We start from the raw sequence: 14,140 nt of genomic DNA, 5'->3' as shown, positions 1-14,140 counted from the left end.
GGTTTATCTCCTTTAAGATTGTATATATCCATTATATAGGAGGATAACAAAAAAACGTGCAGTGAATGCACGTCTTTTTTTGTTATGTTTTGTCGAACAATCGATATATCCGAGAAATCGTTGATATATTGTAAGTTATGATAGATATATCGAAAAAATCGTTGATATATCCCGAGTTACGATAGATATAATTGAAAAATCGTTGATATATTCCCCCGCATTAACGGGCAGTAAAACTCCCACCTTAAAATTCGCCTGGAGCAAAGAGGTTAGGTGGGAGATAAACTGCCCATAAATGCCCGATTGGTTCAACTAATAATCAGTGGGGATGCCCCCACTGATTAAAGTTTCACTTTATCGCTTTTCAATCGCCACAATAAATGGCGGGTTATTTTGCTGGTTAATGAAGCCATATCGTAGTACGTGAGCTTGTTTTTGGTCTAGTTTTTCAGCAAATGTAAGTACAGCGTCGCGTTCTACTTGTCCTTCTGGATGTCCGTGGTAAATGACAAGAACGATGATACCTTCAGGTGCCATTACTTCTAATAGTTGTTCGATCGCTGAGATTGTTGAGTTCGGTTTTGTAACGATATGCTTGTCTCCGCCTGGAAGGTAACCTAAGTTGAAAATTGCGCCTGTTACTTTTCCTTTTGCATCTTCTGGTAATACGGATAGAAGAGTATCGTGACTATCGTGAACTAAAACAGTACGTTCAAAAAGTTCTTTTTCTTTTAGATGAGTTGTTGAGCTTTCGATTGCCTCTTTTTGAATATCAAATCCAAATACTTTTCCGCTATCTCCAACGATTTCAGCTAGGAAGCAAGTGTCATGGCCGTTTCCTAAAGTTGCATCTACAGCGTAATCGCCTTCTTTTACTGCCGTTTGCAGAAGCGAGCGAGCAAACGGTAATACACGTTCTAATTTCATTTTTGTTTCTCCTCATTTGCATATTTTCCTTGCCAGCTTCCGCGGCGTACAAATTCTGCATCGATGGAATTTAATACTTCCCATTTATTTAAGCTCCACATTGGGCCAATCATTAAATCAGGCGGACCGTCACCTGTGATGCGGTGCACAATTACGTCTTCTGGAATCATTTCAAGTTGGTCAACAACGAGACTTACGTAATCTTCAAGAGAAAGGAACTCGAGTTGTCCTTTTTCATATTGCTTCACCATTGGCGTTCCTTTTAATAAGTGAAGTAAATGAATTTTAATTCCTTGTACGTCAAGCTTTGCTACTTCACGAGCTGTTTCCATCATCATGTCGTAATCTTCAAGTGGAAGACCATTAATAATATGAGAGCAAACTCTAATGCCATGCTTACGTAATTTATTTACACCTTCCACGTAAGATGGGTAATCATGAGCGCGATTAATAAGGTTTGCAGTTCGTTCGTGAACAGTTTGTAAACCGAGTTCAACCCAAAGGTATGTGCGTTTATTTAAGTCCGCTAAATATTCAACGACATCGTCTGGTAAGCAATCTGGACGAGTCGCGATAGAAAGACCGACAACGTCTTTTTCTGCTAGAAGCGGTTCGAATTTTTCTTTTAAAACTTCAAGTGGTGCATGTGTATTTGTGTACGCTTGGAAATAAGCGATACATTTTCCGTCTTTCCACTTTGAGCGCATTTTTTCTTTCATTTCATGATATTGCGTTATAACATCATCGCGGCGATCACCAGCGAAGTCACCAGATCCGGCAGCACTGCAAAATGTACAACCGCCGTAAGCAACTGTACCGTCCCGGTTCGGGCAATCGAAGCCAGCATCTAATGAAACTTTAAAGATTTTTTCACCAAATTCATTTCGTAAATGGTAATTCCATGTATGATAACGTTTATTGTCGTTTGTATATGGAAAAGGGTTTTGAACCTTCATTACTTTCCCTCCTAAGCCGAGTCAAAATGAAACAAAATCCATTATAACATACTCATAAGGTAGAGATGGAAGGGACACACTAAAGGGGAATTGAAGCAAGGAGGGACAATTATGGCAGAGCGTCAATCACTTGAATCGTATATTACACAAGCGGAACAAGCGGTGGAATATGCGAAAGAACAATTAGACCAAGGTATGAGACAAGAGCATTACAATACGATGGAGTATTCGGATGCGCAGTTACAATTAGAACAAGCATATAACGATTTACAAACGATGCAACAACATGCGAATGATGAGCAACGTGAGCAGTTAAATAGAGCACGTATGGCAATTCGCCAATTGCAACATCAAATGATTATTACACCGCACTAATAAGGAGTGAATGTAATGGCGAAACGTTCAGATCAAAATAATCCAGAGCAAAAAACGCAAAATGGACATAACGCTGAATTTTCGAATGAGCTTGATCCGATTGTTCAAGTAAAACAGCGTAATAGTAAAAAAGGACAACCGCAAAAATCGAAACAATCAGAGTAAACCAGGTCGAAATATGACCTGGTTTTATTTTGTTATATGACAATAATGTAAGATTACTGTAAGGTTTGTCGATAGTTGTGAGCAACTTTCTCCAGTAGAGTAAGGAAGGATTAAATTTTATACAAGGAGTTGCTTTATGGGGAACAATATTACAAACAAGCGAATTGATGAGTTAGATTACATTCGTGGCTTTGCACTACTAGGGATTATTTTAGTAAATATTCTCGCACTACTTAACATTAAAATTCCAGATCCTAATACAGTGGATGCTAGCTATCAAAGATTTTTATATTTATTTGTAGAAGGTCGTTTCTTCTCAATCTTCTCATTCTTATTTGGAGTGGGATTCTATATCTTTATTTCAAGAGCGATTGCGAAAGGGAAAAATGGCTATGTTTTATTTTTACGTCGCTTAGTAGCATTATTTATTTTTGGTTTAATTCATCACATGTTTCAGCCTGGAGAAGCATTAGCGTTATACGCAATTTGCGGGTTAATCGTTTTACCGTTTTATAAAGCGAAAAAAGAAGTGAACTTAGTACTAGGACTTATTTTGACAATTACCTTCAGTGTAATGGGAGTTAAAGAGTTATTACCACTTGGCTTAATTTTATTAGGGCTTGCTGCAGGACAATATCGTGTATTTGAAAATCTCACGCAAAATATAAAGAAAGTCGCTATTTTTACAGGTGTTATGTTTGTTTTAAGTGTCGTAGCTGTATGGTATCAATACGGGCACGTTCCTGCTGAACCATTTATAAATATGATACTTGAGAATGATGATGGAACAATGAATGCTGCAGGCCAATTTTTAAAAATTGGTGTTACAGTAGGACCTATTATTTCAGCTTTCTATGTTGGAGCTTTAATTTTATTACTTCAATTAAAACCGGTTCAAACATTGTTAGCACCACTGAAATATTATGGACGAATGGCTTTAACAAATTATATTGGACAAACTGCAATGATTTTAATTGCGGGCAGTGTATTTAACTTTGCAGAAAACTTAACGTACATGCAGACGTTATATGTGTGTATTGCAATTTATGCAATTCAAATTTTGTTTAGCGTAATTTGGATGAAGGTCTTTAAAATGGGTCCACTAGAATGGATTTGGCGAGTTGTTACTTACTGGACGGTAACACCTTTAAAGAAATAAAGAGAGAAGTGGGTTGTTCCTTTTGTGGAACAGCCCATTTTTATTGTCATCTTTTTCGGTAAGTCGATATTACTTGTCGAATCGCTAATAAAATTTTCATTTATCAACGAACCTTACACACTCATCTTTTTTATATTACAAAAGTGTAAGGTAAATGTAATGTTAACAAATAGCAGTTCACTTCCAAAAAGCGCAAAATAGGTAATGGAAAAACAAGCGTAGGAGGATATATATGACGAAACCAGTTGTAGACGTGAAAAACGTCCAAAAAGTGTACGGTAAAAAAGGTGAGAACCAATCACATGCGTTAAAAGGTGTTTCATTCTCAATTCAAGAGGGTGAGTTTGTTGGAATTATGGGGCCATCTGGTTCTGGTAAAACGACATTGTTAAATGTAATTTCAACGCTTGATAAAGCAACGGGCGGCGTTGTTGAAATTGCGGGTACGGACATTACGAAAATGAAGCAAGGTGAACTTTCTGATTTTCGTTCACAAAAGTTAGGATTCATTTTCCAAGACTTCAACTTATTAGAGAACTTATCTATTTATGAAAACATTGCACTTCCACTTTCTCTTCAAGGTGTTTCATCACGTAACATTGGACCAAAAGTAGAAAAAGTAGCGGGTATGCTAGGGATTACAGAAATTCTTCAAAAGTATCCATCTGAAGTATCTGGTGGGCAGAAACAACGTTCAGCAGCAGCGCGCGCACTTGTGCATGAGCCAGCAATTATTTTAGGGGACGAGCCAACAGGAGCACTTGATTCTAAAAATGCAGCGAGTTTACTTGATGCGATGACAAACTTAAATGAAGAACAAGGCGTATCTATTATGATGGTTACACATGATCCGTATAGTGCAAGTTATTGTCAGCGAATTTTATTCATTCAAGATGGTGAGCTGTATAAAGAAATTCATCGCGGTGGTACGCGTGAAGAGTTCTACAAAGAAATTTTAGATGTACTTGCAGATTTAGGTACACAAAAAGCGTAAGAAAGGAGGTTCCAGTATGTTATTTAAACTTTCCATGTCGGGGCTGAAAAGTAAGCTGAAAGATTATATCGTCTTACTTGTCGGTCTTGTCATGTCGATTTCAATTTTTTACATGTTCCAAACGTTAGCGCTGAATAAAGCGTTTATCGAATCTAACTCAGTTATTCAATCAATTGGATTCGTATTCCAAGCAGGTTCATTTTTACTAGCTATTATAACGTTCTTCTATATTTTATATGCGAACTCTTTCTTATTATCTCTTCGTCAAAAAGAGTTCGGTATGTATATGATGCTAGGAGCAAAAAAGCATAAAGTTACATTACTTATGTTTATTGAAACGATCGTATTAGGCGCTGCGTCTCTTGCCATTGGTATTACAGTTGGTGTAGGACTTGCAGAGGGTATCGGACAATTATTAATGAAACAATTAGAATTTGCTGGTGAAGGCTATAAAGCATTTTACCTGCCATCTATGACTGTTACTTGCATCTTCTTCTTTGCGCTATTTGTATTATCAGCAATTATGAACAGTATTAAATTATCACGTATTTCTGTACTGCAACTTGTACATGCAGATGCACAAACAGAACGTGTTGTGGTAAAAGGAAAAATGACAGGTTTAGTTGCATTCCTAGCGGTTATTTTATTAGGTATTGGTTATGCAGCTATGATTAATATGGAAACATTAAGAGAAATGGGAATCCTTATTGCATTAGTTACAACAACAGCAGGTACTTATATGCTATTTGGATCACTCCTTCCAGTTATTATTAAAAAGTTAAAGAGTAATAAAAAGCGTAGTGAAAAAGGACTTAATGCTTTTACATTTGCACAATTAAATTTCCGTATTAATAGCTTAACAAAGGTACTTGCAACAGTAGCGATGTTAGTTGCTCTTGGAGCTGGTGCAATTTCAGGTGGTATGGCATTTAAAAATAACGTTATAAAAACGGTTGATGGATTTGAAATTTACGATTCAATTGTTCATAATCCTACAGCTGAAGAGAAGAAAATTTTAGATGGTATATCATTTAAAAATAAAGCTGAGTACCGTTATAAAGTAGACGACAAATATATTTATTATGTAAAAGAAGATTTAGAGAAACATAAGCCATTTATTCGAGATGGTGTAGGTAAAGAAAGTTTCGGTAAATATAAAGAAGTTTCAGGAGAAGCTCCAGTAGGTACAGTAGCAGGAGTGAGGTCAGAACAAGATAAAAATGAAAAAACAATGCCGGAAGAATGGGATGAGGCATTTAGAACAATCCAACCATATTATATATACCAAGATCGTGCCATTAAAGTTGTAGATCAAAAAATGTACGATACTGTAAATGGTAAAGAAGGAATCGTATTTACTGGAAAAACAGACGATTTCGTAGCATACACAAAAGAATGGAAAAAAATTGACGAGTTGCAGCTAGCTAAATATAAAAATGTAAAAGCTGAGCAAATGAGTAGTAAATATCAAGTGTATGACATGTTCTACGGTGTTGCGAGCGGAACAGTGTTTATGGGCTTCTTCCTTGGAATTGCTTTCTTAGCAATGATGGCAAGCTGTCTTATGTTCAAAATTCTTTCTGGTGCATCAAAAGATATTACGCGTTATCAAATGCTTCGTAAAATCGGTGTACGCCGTGAATTATTAACGAAATCAATTTATAAAGAGTTATTCTTAGTATTCTTATTCCCAGCAATTGTGGGTATCGCTCACGTATTAGTTGGTATGAATATTTTCGGATTTATTTTAGTCGATCCGTACTTCCGTATTTGGATACCAATCGTAATTTTCGTAGTTATTTACACGATTTATTACCTTATTACAGTTCAATTGTATAAAGGAATTGTTCTTCCGAAAGAAGATTAATAAAAAACCGAGCGAAATTGCTCGGTTTTTATTGTTTTCAGAAAAAATACTTTAATGTTACTGAAATATATAATATAATGTAAATAAGTAACGTAATATAAAAGTAGAAGCAGCTGGATAAGGAAAGGAGGAATCCAATCTATAGAAAGAAGCTGAACTTTTATCCCCTATTTCTTTTCTAACCACAACGTATTTGTACAATCGTAAATTTCCAAATTGAAAATTGCTTGGATCACAAAAGTATATTGTGAAAATAATGGATAATACATGGAAATCTCATAGCATGATAAGGTAAAATGGACAACATGATGAGAAAATTACCGTTCATAAGATGAGGAGAATACATGTATGGAAGTTGTAGAGGCATTAAAAGATATAAGCCAAATTGAGGCTATGAAAAAATATTTAAAAGAGCACTCCCAGCGAGACTATCTTTTATTTGTTATTGGAATTAACACAGGATTAAAAATTACAGAACTACTTGGCATGAAATTTGAAGATGTATTAAATGAAGACGGGACTGTTAAAGAGTTTTATTCTCTTCCTGTGAAAGATGAAAAATTTAAACAAGATATTTATTTAAATACAAAAGTAAAAGAAGCGCTTTTAGATTACGTACAATCTATTGGCGTTAAAAGAGAAAATTACGTATTTCAATCTAATAAAACGCCAAATTCAATTACGCGCCAACAAGCGTATCGTGTAATTCATAATGCTGCAGAAGCAGTTGGAGTTGTTGGTAAGATCGGAACGAATTCAATGCGAAAAACGTTTGGATTTCATGCGTACAAAAGAGGGATAGCGATTGCGCTATTGCAAAAACATTTTCATCACGCGACTCCATCAGAGACGCTAAAGTATTTAGGTATCTCAAAGGATGAGACCTTTAAAACGGAGATTGATGTCGATTTATAAAAGCCGTAACTAAAAAAATTAGGAGGCGGAAAATATGAATATTAGAGAGAGTGAACTGCCAGGTATTGGATGTAAGTTTGAAGTGATTACAAAAGGTAATGAAAAGATGGTTATCGTTATTCATGATGATGGCCGAAGAGAAATGTACCATTTTGATGCTGATCATGAGGAGAGTATTTCAAGCGTCTCTCTTCGTGATTCTGAAGCGAGACAAATTGCAGCTATATTGGGCGGAATGGTGTATAGGCCACAAGCTTTAGATACGATTGAAATGGCCTTTGAAGGATTATCAATTGAGTGGTTTAAGGTGGAAAATAATGCACCAGTCGTACAAAAAACAATTGGTAGTTTACATGTCCGAAACACATATAATGTAACGATTATTGCCATTTTGAAAAAGAATATGAAGAAGTTCTTTAATCCAGGCCCAGATTCTATCATTGAAGCTGGCGATATGCTTGTATTATCAGGTGAAAGACATGAAGTAAAAAGAATTATTAATGAGTTGCTTTCAGTAGGAGGGGATTCATAATCGATGGATACTTTAATCTTTGAAGTTGGGACTGCGTTAGTATTAGTCGCTTTTGCAGCTATTCTCGCTGCAAAGTTAAAGTTCTCGATTATTCCGTTTCTCATTATACTCGGTATGCTAGTGGGGCCTCATGCCCCAGATTTAGGGCTTATCGATTTAAGATTTATTGAAAGCGGAGAAGTTATTTCCTTCCTTGGCCGTGTTGGCGTTATATTCCTCTTATTCTATTTAGGCTTAGAATTCTCAATTAAAAAATTAATTAAATCAGGAAAATCAATTGCTTTTGGGGGAACTGTTCATATATCGCTTAATTTTATATTAGGTTTACTTTACGGATATATAATGGGTTTCCCCTTATTAGAAACATTAATTATTGCTGGGATCATAACAATTTCATCGAGTGCAATTGTTGCGAAAGTAATTGTTGATTTAAGAAGATCTGGTAATAAAGAGACGGAACTAATTTTAGGAATCATTATGTTTGACGATATCTTTTTAGCGGTATATTTATCAGTCGTTTCAGGATTAGTACTCGGAGGGGCAACGTCATTTGTAGGTGCTCTCACATCCATTTTAATCGCAGTAGGGTATATGTTACTATTCTTTGTAGTTGCTAGAAAAGCTACAAGGTTTTTAAATAAAATGTTAGATATTTCGTCCAATGAAATTTTTATTATTGTAATATTCGCTATTTTGTTCTTTGTAGCAGGATTTTCAGAAACGATTCATGTTGCAGAGGCGATTGGAGCATTATTACTAGGACTCGTCTTTTCAGAAACGGAGCATAGTGATCGAATTGAACAGCTCGTTGTTCCGTTTCGTGATTTCTTTGGAGCTATATTCTTTTTCAGCTTCGGTTTAAGTATAGATCCATTTTCACTTGGAGGAGCAGTGTGGTTGGCATTAGGAGCAGTTTTTATTACTCTTATCGGTAATTTTACCGCTGGAATGGTTGCGGGGCGTAAAGCGGGATTATCGCATAAGGCTTCTACGAATATTGGTTTAACACTTGTATCACGCGGAGAGTTTTCCATTATCGTCGCGAATATTGGAATTGCGGGCGGCTTAATGGCAACGATTAAACCATTCTCAGCCCTGTATGTTTTAATATTGGCATCGTTAGGACCTTTGTTAACGAAAGAATCTGGGAGAATATATTCCGTATTAGATAAAATATTTAAATGGAGCGCTAAAGAACGTGCGAAGCGAGAAAAAGAAGTTGGATAATATAAATAAGGGGAGACTGTATGAACTTCATACAGTCTCCCCTTATTTATATATTGTTACTGATGTCGTTTTTGTCGGTAAGTCAATATATTTTCAAACAGGGATCAGTATAATTTCATTTACCGATGAACCATTATCTGAATTTCATCAACTATTAATCAGTTGCCTTCCTATTTAAAAACGACTACAATTTTACTGTTATATATATGAACGAAAAAAATAGAATAGGAGGGGAAACTATGCCAAGGAAAGTATGGCTATTAGTAGCTGGGATGATTATTAATGTCACGGGTGCTTCTTTTTTATGGCCTTTTAATACAATTTATTTGCATGATCACCTAGGAAAATCTTTATCTGTGGCCGGAATGGTATTAATGATCAACTCGCTTACTGGTGTAATCGGAAACTTGCTCGGCGGTGTTTTATTTGATAAATGGGGCGGTTATAAATCAACTTTAGTAGGAATTGTTATTACACTTGTATCAATTTTAGGTCTTGTGTTCTTCCACGGTTGGCCGTTATATGTTGTGTGGCTAGCGTTAATCGGCTTCGGTTCTGGAATGGTCTTCCCATCGATGTATGCGATGGTTGGTACGGTTTGGCCAGAGGGCGGAAGACGGGCATTTAATGCGATGTACGTTGGACAAAATGTTGGTATTGCGATTGGAACAGCGTGTGGTGGATTAGTTGCATCATATCGTTTTGATTATATTTTCTTAGCGAATTTTATTTTATATTTTGTTTTCTTCTTAATTGCTTTTATTGGATTCCGTGGTATGGAAGACAAGAAAGAGCCAGGAGTGCAAAAGGAAATCGAAACGAAAAAAGGTTGGTCACTTACACCTGGATTTAAAGCACTTCTGATCGTGTGTGTAGCATATGCTTTATGCTGGGTTACATACGTACAGTGGCAAGGAGCGATTGCAACACATATGCAAGAATTGAATATTAGCCTTCGTCATTATAGTTTATTATGGACGATAAATGGAGCTATGATTGTTTGTGCGCAGCCACTTGTTAGTATGCTAATTCGCTGGATGAAGCGTTCTTTAAAACAGCAAATTATGATTGGAATCTTCATTTTTGCGGCGTCATTCATTGTGTTAAGTCAAGCGCAGCAATTTACGATGTTCCTCGTTGCGATGGTAACATTAACAATCGGTGAATTATTTGTGTGGCCAGCAGTTCCGACGATTGCAAATATACTTGCACCAAAAGATAAACTAGGTTTTTATCAAGGTGTTGTAAATAGCGCGGCGACTGTAGGGAAAATGTTCGGGCCGGTCGTTGGCGGAGCGATTGTTGATTTATACAATATGGAAGTATTGTTTATAGCAATCATGGTAATGCTTGTAGTAGCGCTTATAGCAACGAGCATGTATGATAAACGAGTAAAAGTAGAAGAAACAGTTGAAGAAAAAATTGCAGTTTAGTTTGACGGAACATGTAACATGTTTTAGAATATATTTAAATAAAACAACCTTTAGAACAAGGGAGATAGCTCGGCTGTCTTAAGACGAATTCGTTAGTTATTAAAAGTAACGATTAACCGAGAAGCCCCGCTTTAAGTAAGCTTTTTAGAGATACTAAGTGGAGGGTAGTTCACATTAACTCATATGTGTAATAACAGTGAGAAGGAGTAGTAGTAATAGAAGCTGGTTTAGAGAGTTGACGGTCGGTGCAAGTCAATCCACGTTTCGTTATGAACTCGCCTTTGAGTTGCAGTTGTGAAACTAATAGTAGCAATTGCCGTTAATCCACGTTACGGATCTAAGCGAATGTATATTTTTACATTAATTTAGGGTGGTACCGCGGGAATCTATAACCTCTCGTCCCTTTCTAGGGATGAGAGGTTTTTTGTATTTTGGGCGGTGAAAATAAATAGAATTTCAAGGAGGGTATCTCATGAGCTTTAATCATCAAGATATTGAGAAGAAGTGGCAAGGGTACTGGGAAGAGAATAAAACATTCCGTACGCCAGATGAGACAGAAAAACCAAAATTTTATGCACTAGATATGTTCCCATATCCATCAGGTGCAGGCCTACACGTAGGACATCCAGAAGGTTATACAGCGACAGATATTTTATCTCGTATGAAGCGTATGCAAGGGTATAACGTTCTTCATCCAATGGGATGGGATGCATTTGGTCTTCCAGCAGAGCAATATGCACTTGATACTGGAAATAGCCCAGCTGAATTTACAGAGCATAATATTAATACGTTCCGTAACCAAATTAAATCACTAGGTTTCTCTTATGATTGGGACCGTGAAGTAAATACAACAGATCCAAACTACTATAAGTGGACACAATGGATCTTCTTAAAACTATTTGAAAAAGGCTTAGCTTACGTTGATGAAGTACCTGTAAACTGGTGTCCAGCACTTGGTACAGTACTTGCAAATGAAGAAATCATTGACGGTAAGAGTGAGCGTGGTGGACATCCAGTTGAGCGTCGTCCGATGAGACAGTGGATGTTAAAAATTACAGCTTACGGAGATCGTCTATTAGAAGATCTAGATGAGCTTGATTGGCCAGAAAGCTTAAAAGATATGCAACGTAACTGGATCGGTCGTTCTGAAGGTGCAGAAGTACACTTCAATATCGATGGTACAGACGAGAAGTTCACAGTATTCACAACGCGCCCTGATACACTATTTGGTGCAACATACTGTGTACTAGCTCCGGAACATGCACTTGTTGCAGAAATTACAACAGCAGAACAAAAAGAAGCGGTAGAAGCTTACATTAACGCTGTAAAAATGAAGAGTGACCTAGAGCGTACAGAACTTGCGAAAGAGAAAACTGGTGTATTCACTGGTGCTTACGCAGTTAACCCAGTAAACGGTGAGAAATTACCAATCTGGATTGCTGACTATGTTCTTGCAACTTACGGAACAGGTGCCGTAATGGCAGTTCCAGCTCATGATGAGCGTGACTATGAATTCGCATCAGTATTCAATCTTCCGATGAAGGAAGTTGTAAAAGGCGGAGATATTACGAAAGAAGTGTACACAGGTGATGGTGCACACGTAAACTCAGCATTCCTTGATGGATTAAATAAAGAAGAAGCAATCGCAAAAATGATTGAATGGCTTGAAGTAACGAGCGCAGGAAATCAAAAAGTAACGTACCGTCTGCGTGACTGGTTATTCAGCCGTCAACGTTACTGGGGTGAGCCAATTCCGGTAATTCACTGGGAAGATGGGACAATGACAGCTGTGAAGGAAGAAGAATTACCATTAGTTCTTCCGAAAACAGAAAACATCCGTCCTTCAGGTACAGGTGAATCACCACTTGCTAACATTGACGAGTGGGTAAATGTTGTTGATCCTGAGACTGGTAAAAAAGGTCGTCGTGAAACAAATACAATGCCACAATGGGCTGGTAGCTGCTGGTATTACCTACGTTACATCGATCCAAACAATAGCGAAGCACTTGTAGATCCTGAAAAAGTAAAACAATGGCTTCCAGTTGATATTTATATCGGCGGAGCAGAGCATGCTGTACTTCACCTACTATATGCTCGTTTCTGGCATAAAGTATTATACGATATCGGTGTAGTTCCAACGAAAGAGCCGTTCCAACAATTATTCAACCAAGGTATGATTTTAGGTGAAAACAACGAGAAAATGAGTAAATCAAAAGGTAACGTTGTAAACCCTGATGATATCGTAGCAAGCCACGGTGCAGATACACTTCGTCTATACGAAATGTTCATGGGACCATTAGATGCTTCAATCGCTTGGTCTGAAAATGGTCTTGACGGAGCTCGTCGTTTCCTAGACCGCGTATGGCGTCTATTCGTTCAAGATAACGGTGAATTAAGTGAGAAAATTACTGACGCACCAAATAAAGAGCTTGAAAAAGCTTACCACCAAACAGTGAAGAAAGTAACAGAAGACTATGCAGAGCTTCGCTTCAACACAGCGATTTCTCAAATGATGGTATTCATCAATGATGCATACAAAGCTGAAACACTTCCGAAAGAATATGTAGAAGGTTTCGTAAAAATGATCGCACCAGTTGCACCTCACATCGGGGAAGAGCTATGGAGCAAACTTGGATATAATGAAACAATCACATATGCAAGCTGGCCAATATTTGATGAGTCTAAACTTGTAGAAGATGAAGTTGAAATCGTTGTTCAAGTTATGGGTAAAGTTCGCGCAAAACTAACAATGAGTAAAGACGCATCAAAAGAAGAAATGGAACAACTTGCACTTGAAGCAATTCAAGACCAAATTGAAGGGAAAACAGTTCGTAAAGTAATTGTTGTTCCTGGAAAACTTGTTAACGTTGTTGCAAACTAATTCATTCTAAATAAAAGCTCAGAGCATTTATGCTCTGAGCTTTTTTGTGTAGAAAATAATCTCTGGATCACTTTAGTCTAAGTTTTCAATTATTCCACTACGTATAAATAAAAGAGCGGAATTCCCATACAGACAAACACCTATTTTTCTATAGGAAATATGATAAAAAAGGTAGGCTAAATTGAGTAGAAGAGGTGAAAGGAATGAAAGGGATGGACAATAATGCACCACATGGCTTCTTCGGAGGTGAATCGGATAGTTATGAACAAATGATGTTAATGGGAGGGGCTGGCCAACAAGGATACGGTGGAATTCCGAGCTGGATGGGTGGAGCAGCAGGAGGGTTCCAAACATCGGTAGCTGGCATGCAAACTGGAATGCCTACATCAATGGGGGGCTTTTCGACATCAGGGGGTGGAATGCCTACAGTAACAGGAGGATTTCCGACATCAGTAGCTGGCGTACAGACAGGATTTCCAGTAGGAGCACCAACTACATTTCCTTCTTTCGTTGGAGGAGTGCAGACAGGATTCCCGGTACCGGGAGTGGGTGTTGTAGCTGGAGGAATAGGTGGGTATCCGCAAGTTGTTCACGGTCATCATGGACATCACCATCATCAAGGCCAACATGGTCATCATGGACACCATCATCACCAAGGTCACCACGGTCATCATGGACATCATCATCACCAAGGTCACCACGGTCATCA

12 protein-coding genes, 1 pseudogene and 1 other annotated feature are annotated in these 14,140 nt (G+C 37.5%); of the genes and pseudogenes, 11 read left to right on the top strand and 2 right to left on the bottom strand.

The features are described 5' to 3' along the window. Positions 1-354: 354 nt before the first annotated feature. A complete protein-coding gene (mnmM, locus tag MR160_RS29945; protein ID WP_000764475.1) occupies positions 355-927 on the bottom strand; it encodes a tRNA 5-(aminomethyl)-2-thiouridylate-methyltransferase MnmM in 573 nt (190 codons plus the stop codon). Continuing rightward, positions 924-1,883, bottom strand: a complete 960-nt coding sequence (gene mnmL, locus MR160_RS29940) for a tRNA modification radical SAM protein MnmL/YtqA (RefSeq protein ID WP_000868035.1) — start codon at positions 1,881-1,883, stop codon at positions 924-926. The genes mnmM and mnmL overlap by 4 nt, the downstream gene beginning before the upstream one ends. Positions 1,884-1,994: 111 nt before the next feature. Between mnmL and MR160_RS29935 the strand changes: the two genes are divergently transcribed. From MR160_RS29935 to MR160_RS29885, 11 genes and pseudogenes are all read left to right on the top strand, one after another. Then, on the top strand, positions 1,995-2,258 hold the full coding sequence (locus MR160_RS29935; RefSeq protein ID WP_000840869.1) for a YtzC family protein: 264 nt from the start codon (positions 1,995-1,997) through the stop codon (positions 2,256-2,258). Positions 2,259-2,273: 15 nt separating this feature from the next. Next, positions 2,274-2,423, top strand: coding sequence for a hypothetical protein (locus tag MR160_RS29930; protein WP_001129340.1), 150 nt, complete (start codon positions 2,274-2,276; stop codon positions 2,421-2,423). Between the two features lie 136 nt (positions 2,424-2,559). Continuing rightward, entirely contained in the window at positions 2,560-3,582 is a 1,023-nt protein-coding gene (locus tag MR160_RS29925; protein ID WP_000527711.1) for a DUF418 domain-containing protein, read from the top strand. 232 nt (positions 3,583-3,814) lie between these two features. Continuing rightward, a complete protein-coding gene (locus MR160_RS29920) occupies positions 3,815-4,576 on the top strand; it encodes an ABC transporter ATP-binding protein (RefSeq protein WP_000165855.1) in 762 nt (253 codons plus the stop codon). A gap of 16 nt (positions 4,577-4,592) precedes the next feature. After that, positions 4,593-6,443 (top strand): FtsX-like permease family protein, encoded by a 1,851-nt coding sequence (locus MR160_RS29915; protein WP_000897786.1) that lies wholly within the window; start codon positions 4,593-4,595, stop codon positions 6,441-6,443. A gap of 348 nt (positions 6,444-6,791) precedes the next feature. Then, positions 6,792-7,358: a tyrosine-type recombinase/integrase gene (locus MR160_RS29910; protein ID WP_000454200.1), complete on the top strand. Its 567-nt coding sequence runs from the start codon at positions 6,792-6,794 to the stop codon at positions 7,356-7,358. 34 nt (positions 7,359-7,392) lie between these two features. Then, positions 7,393-7,890 (top strand): cation:proton antiporter regulatory subunit, encoded by a 498-nt coding sequence (locus MR160_RS29905; RefSeq protein ID WP_001026053.1) that lies wholly within the window; start codon positions 7,393-7,395, stop codon positions 7,888-7,890. Between the two features lie 3 nt (positions 7,891-7,893). Further along, the gene (locus MR160_RS29900) at positions 7,894-9,117 is read left to right on the top strand and encodes a cation:proton antiporter (RefSeq protein ID WP_000380177.1); all 1,224 of its coding nucleotides are present in this window, start codon (positions 7,894-7,896) and stop codon (positions 9,115-9,117) included. A 239-nt stretch (positions 9,118-9,356) separates the two neighbouring features. Next, positions 9,357-10,550 carry an MDR family MFS transporter gene (locus MR160_RS29895; RefSeq protein ID WP_001137549.1) on the top strand — a complete coding sequence of 398 codons (1,194 nt, stop codon included), beginning with the start codon at positions 9,357-9,359 and terminating at the stop codon, positions 10,548-10,550. A 187-nt stretch (positions 10,551-10,737) separates the two neighbouring features. After that, positions 10,738-10,957 (top strand) — a binding site (T-box leader). Positions 10,958-11,022: 65 nt separating this feature from the next. Next, positions 11,023-13,431, top strand: coding sequence for a leucine--tRNA ligase (leuS, locus tag MR160_RS29890; RefSeq protein WP_000009441.1), 2,409 nt, complete (start codon positions 11,023-11,025; stop codon positions 13,429-13,431). Positions 13,432-13,634: 203 nt separating this feature from the next. Beyond that, a pseudogene (locus MR160_RS29885) lies at positions 13,635-14,140 on the top strand (hypothetical protein); the annotation flags it as partial.

It is taken from the genome of Bacillus cereus group sp. BfR-BA-01382, assembly GCF_022663475.1.
Classification (GTDB): Bacteria; Bacillota; Bacilli; order Bacillales; family Bacillaceae_G; genus Bacillus_A; species Bacillus_A thuringiensis_S.
This window is presented reverse-complemented; position numbering and strand designations above follow the sequence as displayed.

Coding starts and splice junctions, on each gene's coding strand:
- mnmM (WP_000764475.1), bottom strand. CDS start 927: ATGAAATTAGAACGTGTATTACCGTTTGCTCGCTCGCTTCTGCAAACG.
- mnmL (WP_000868035.1), bottom strand. CDS start 1,883: ATGAAGGTTCAAAACCCTTTTCCATATACAAACGACAATAAACGTTAT.
- MR160_RS29935 (WP_000840869.1), top strand. CDS start 1,995: ATGGCAGAGCGTCAATCACTTGAATCGTATATTACACAAGCGGAACAA.
- MR160_RS29930 (WP_001129340.1), top strand. CDS start 2,274: ATGGCGAAACGTTCAGATCAAAATAATCCAGAGCAAAAAACGCAAAAT.
- MR160_RS29925 (WP_000527711.1), top strand. CDS start 2,560: ATGGGGAACAATATTACAAACAAGCGAATTGATGAGTTAGATTACATT.
- MR160_RS29920 (WP_000165855.1), top strand. CDS start 3,815: ATGACGAAACCAGTTGTAGACGTGAAAAACGTCCAAAAAGTGTACGGT.
- MR160_RS29915 (WP_000897786.1), top strand. CDS start 4,593: ATGTTATTTAAACTTTCCATGTCGGGGCTGAAAAGTAAGCTGAAAGAT.
- MR160_RS29910 (WP_000454200.1), top strand. CDS start 6,792: ATGGAAGTTGTAGAGGCATTAAAAGATATAAGCCAAATTGAGGCTATG.
- MR160_RS29905 (WP_001026053.1), top strand. CDS start 7,393: ATGAATATTAGAGAGAGTGAACTGCCAGGTATTGGATGTAAGTTTGAA.
- MR160_RS29900 (WP_000380177.1), top strand. CDS start 7,894: ATGGATACTTTAATCTTTGAAGTTGGGACTGCGTTAGTATTAGTCGCT.
- MR160_RS29895 (WP_001137549.1), top strand. CDS start 9,357: ATGCCAAGGAAAGTATGGCTATTAGTAGCTGGGATGATTATTAATGTC.
- leuS (WP_000009441.1), top strand. CDS start 11,023: ATGAGCTTTAATCATCAAGATATTGAGAAGAAGTGGCAAGGGTACTGG.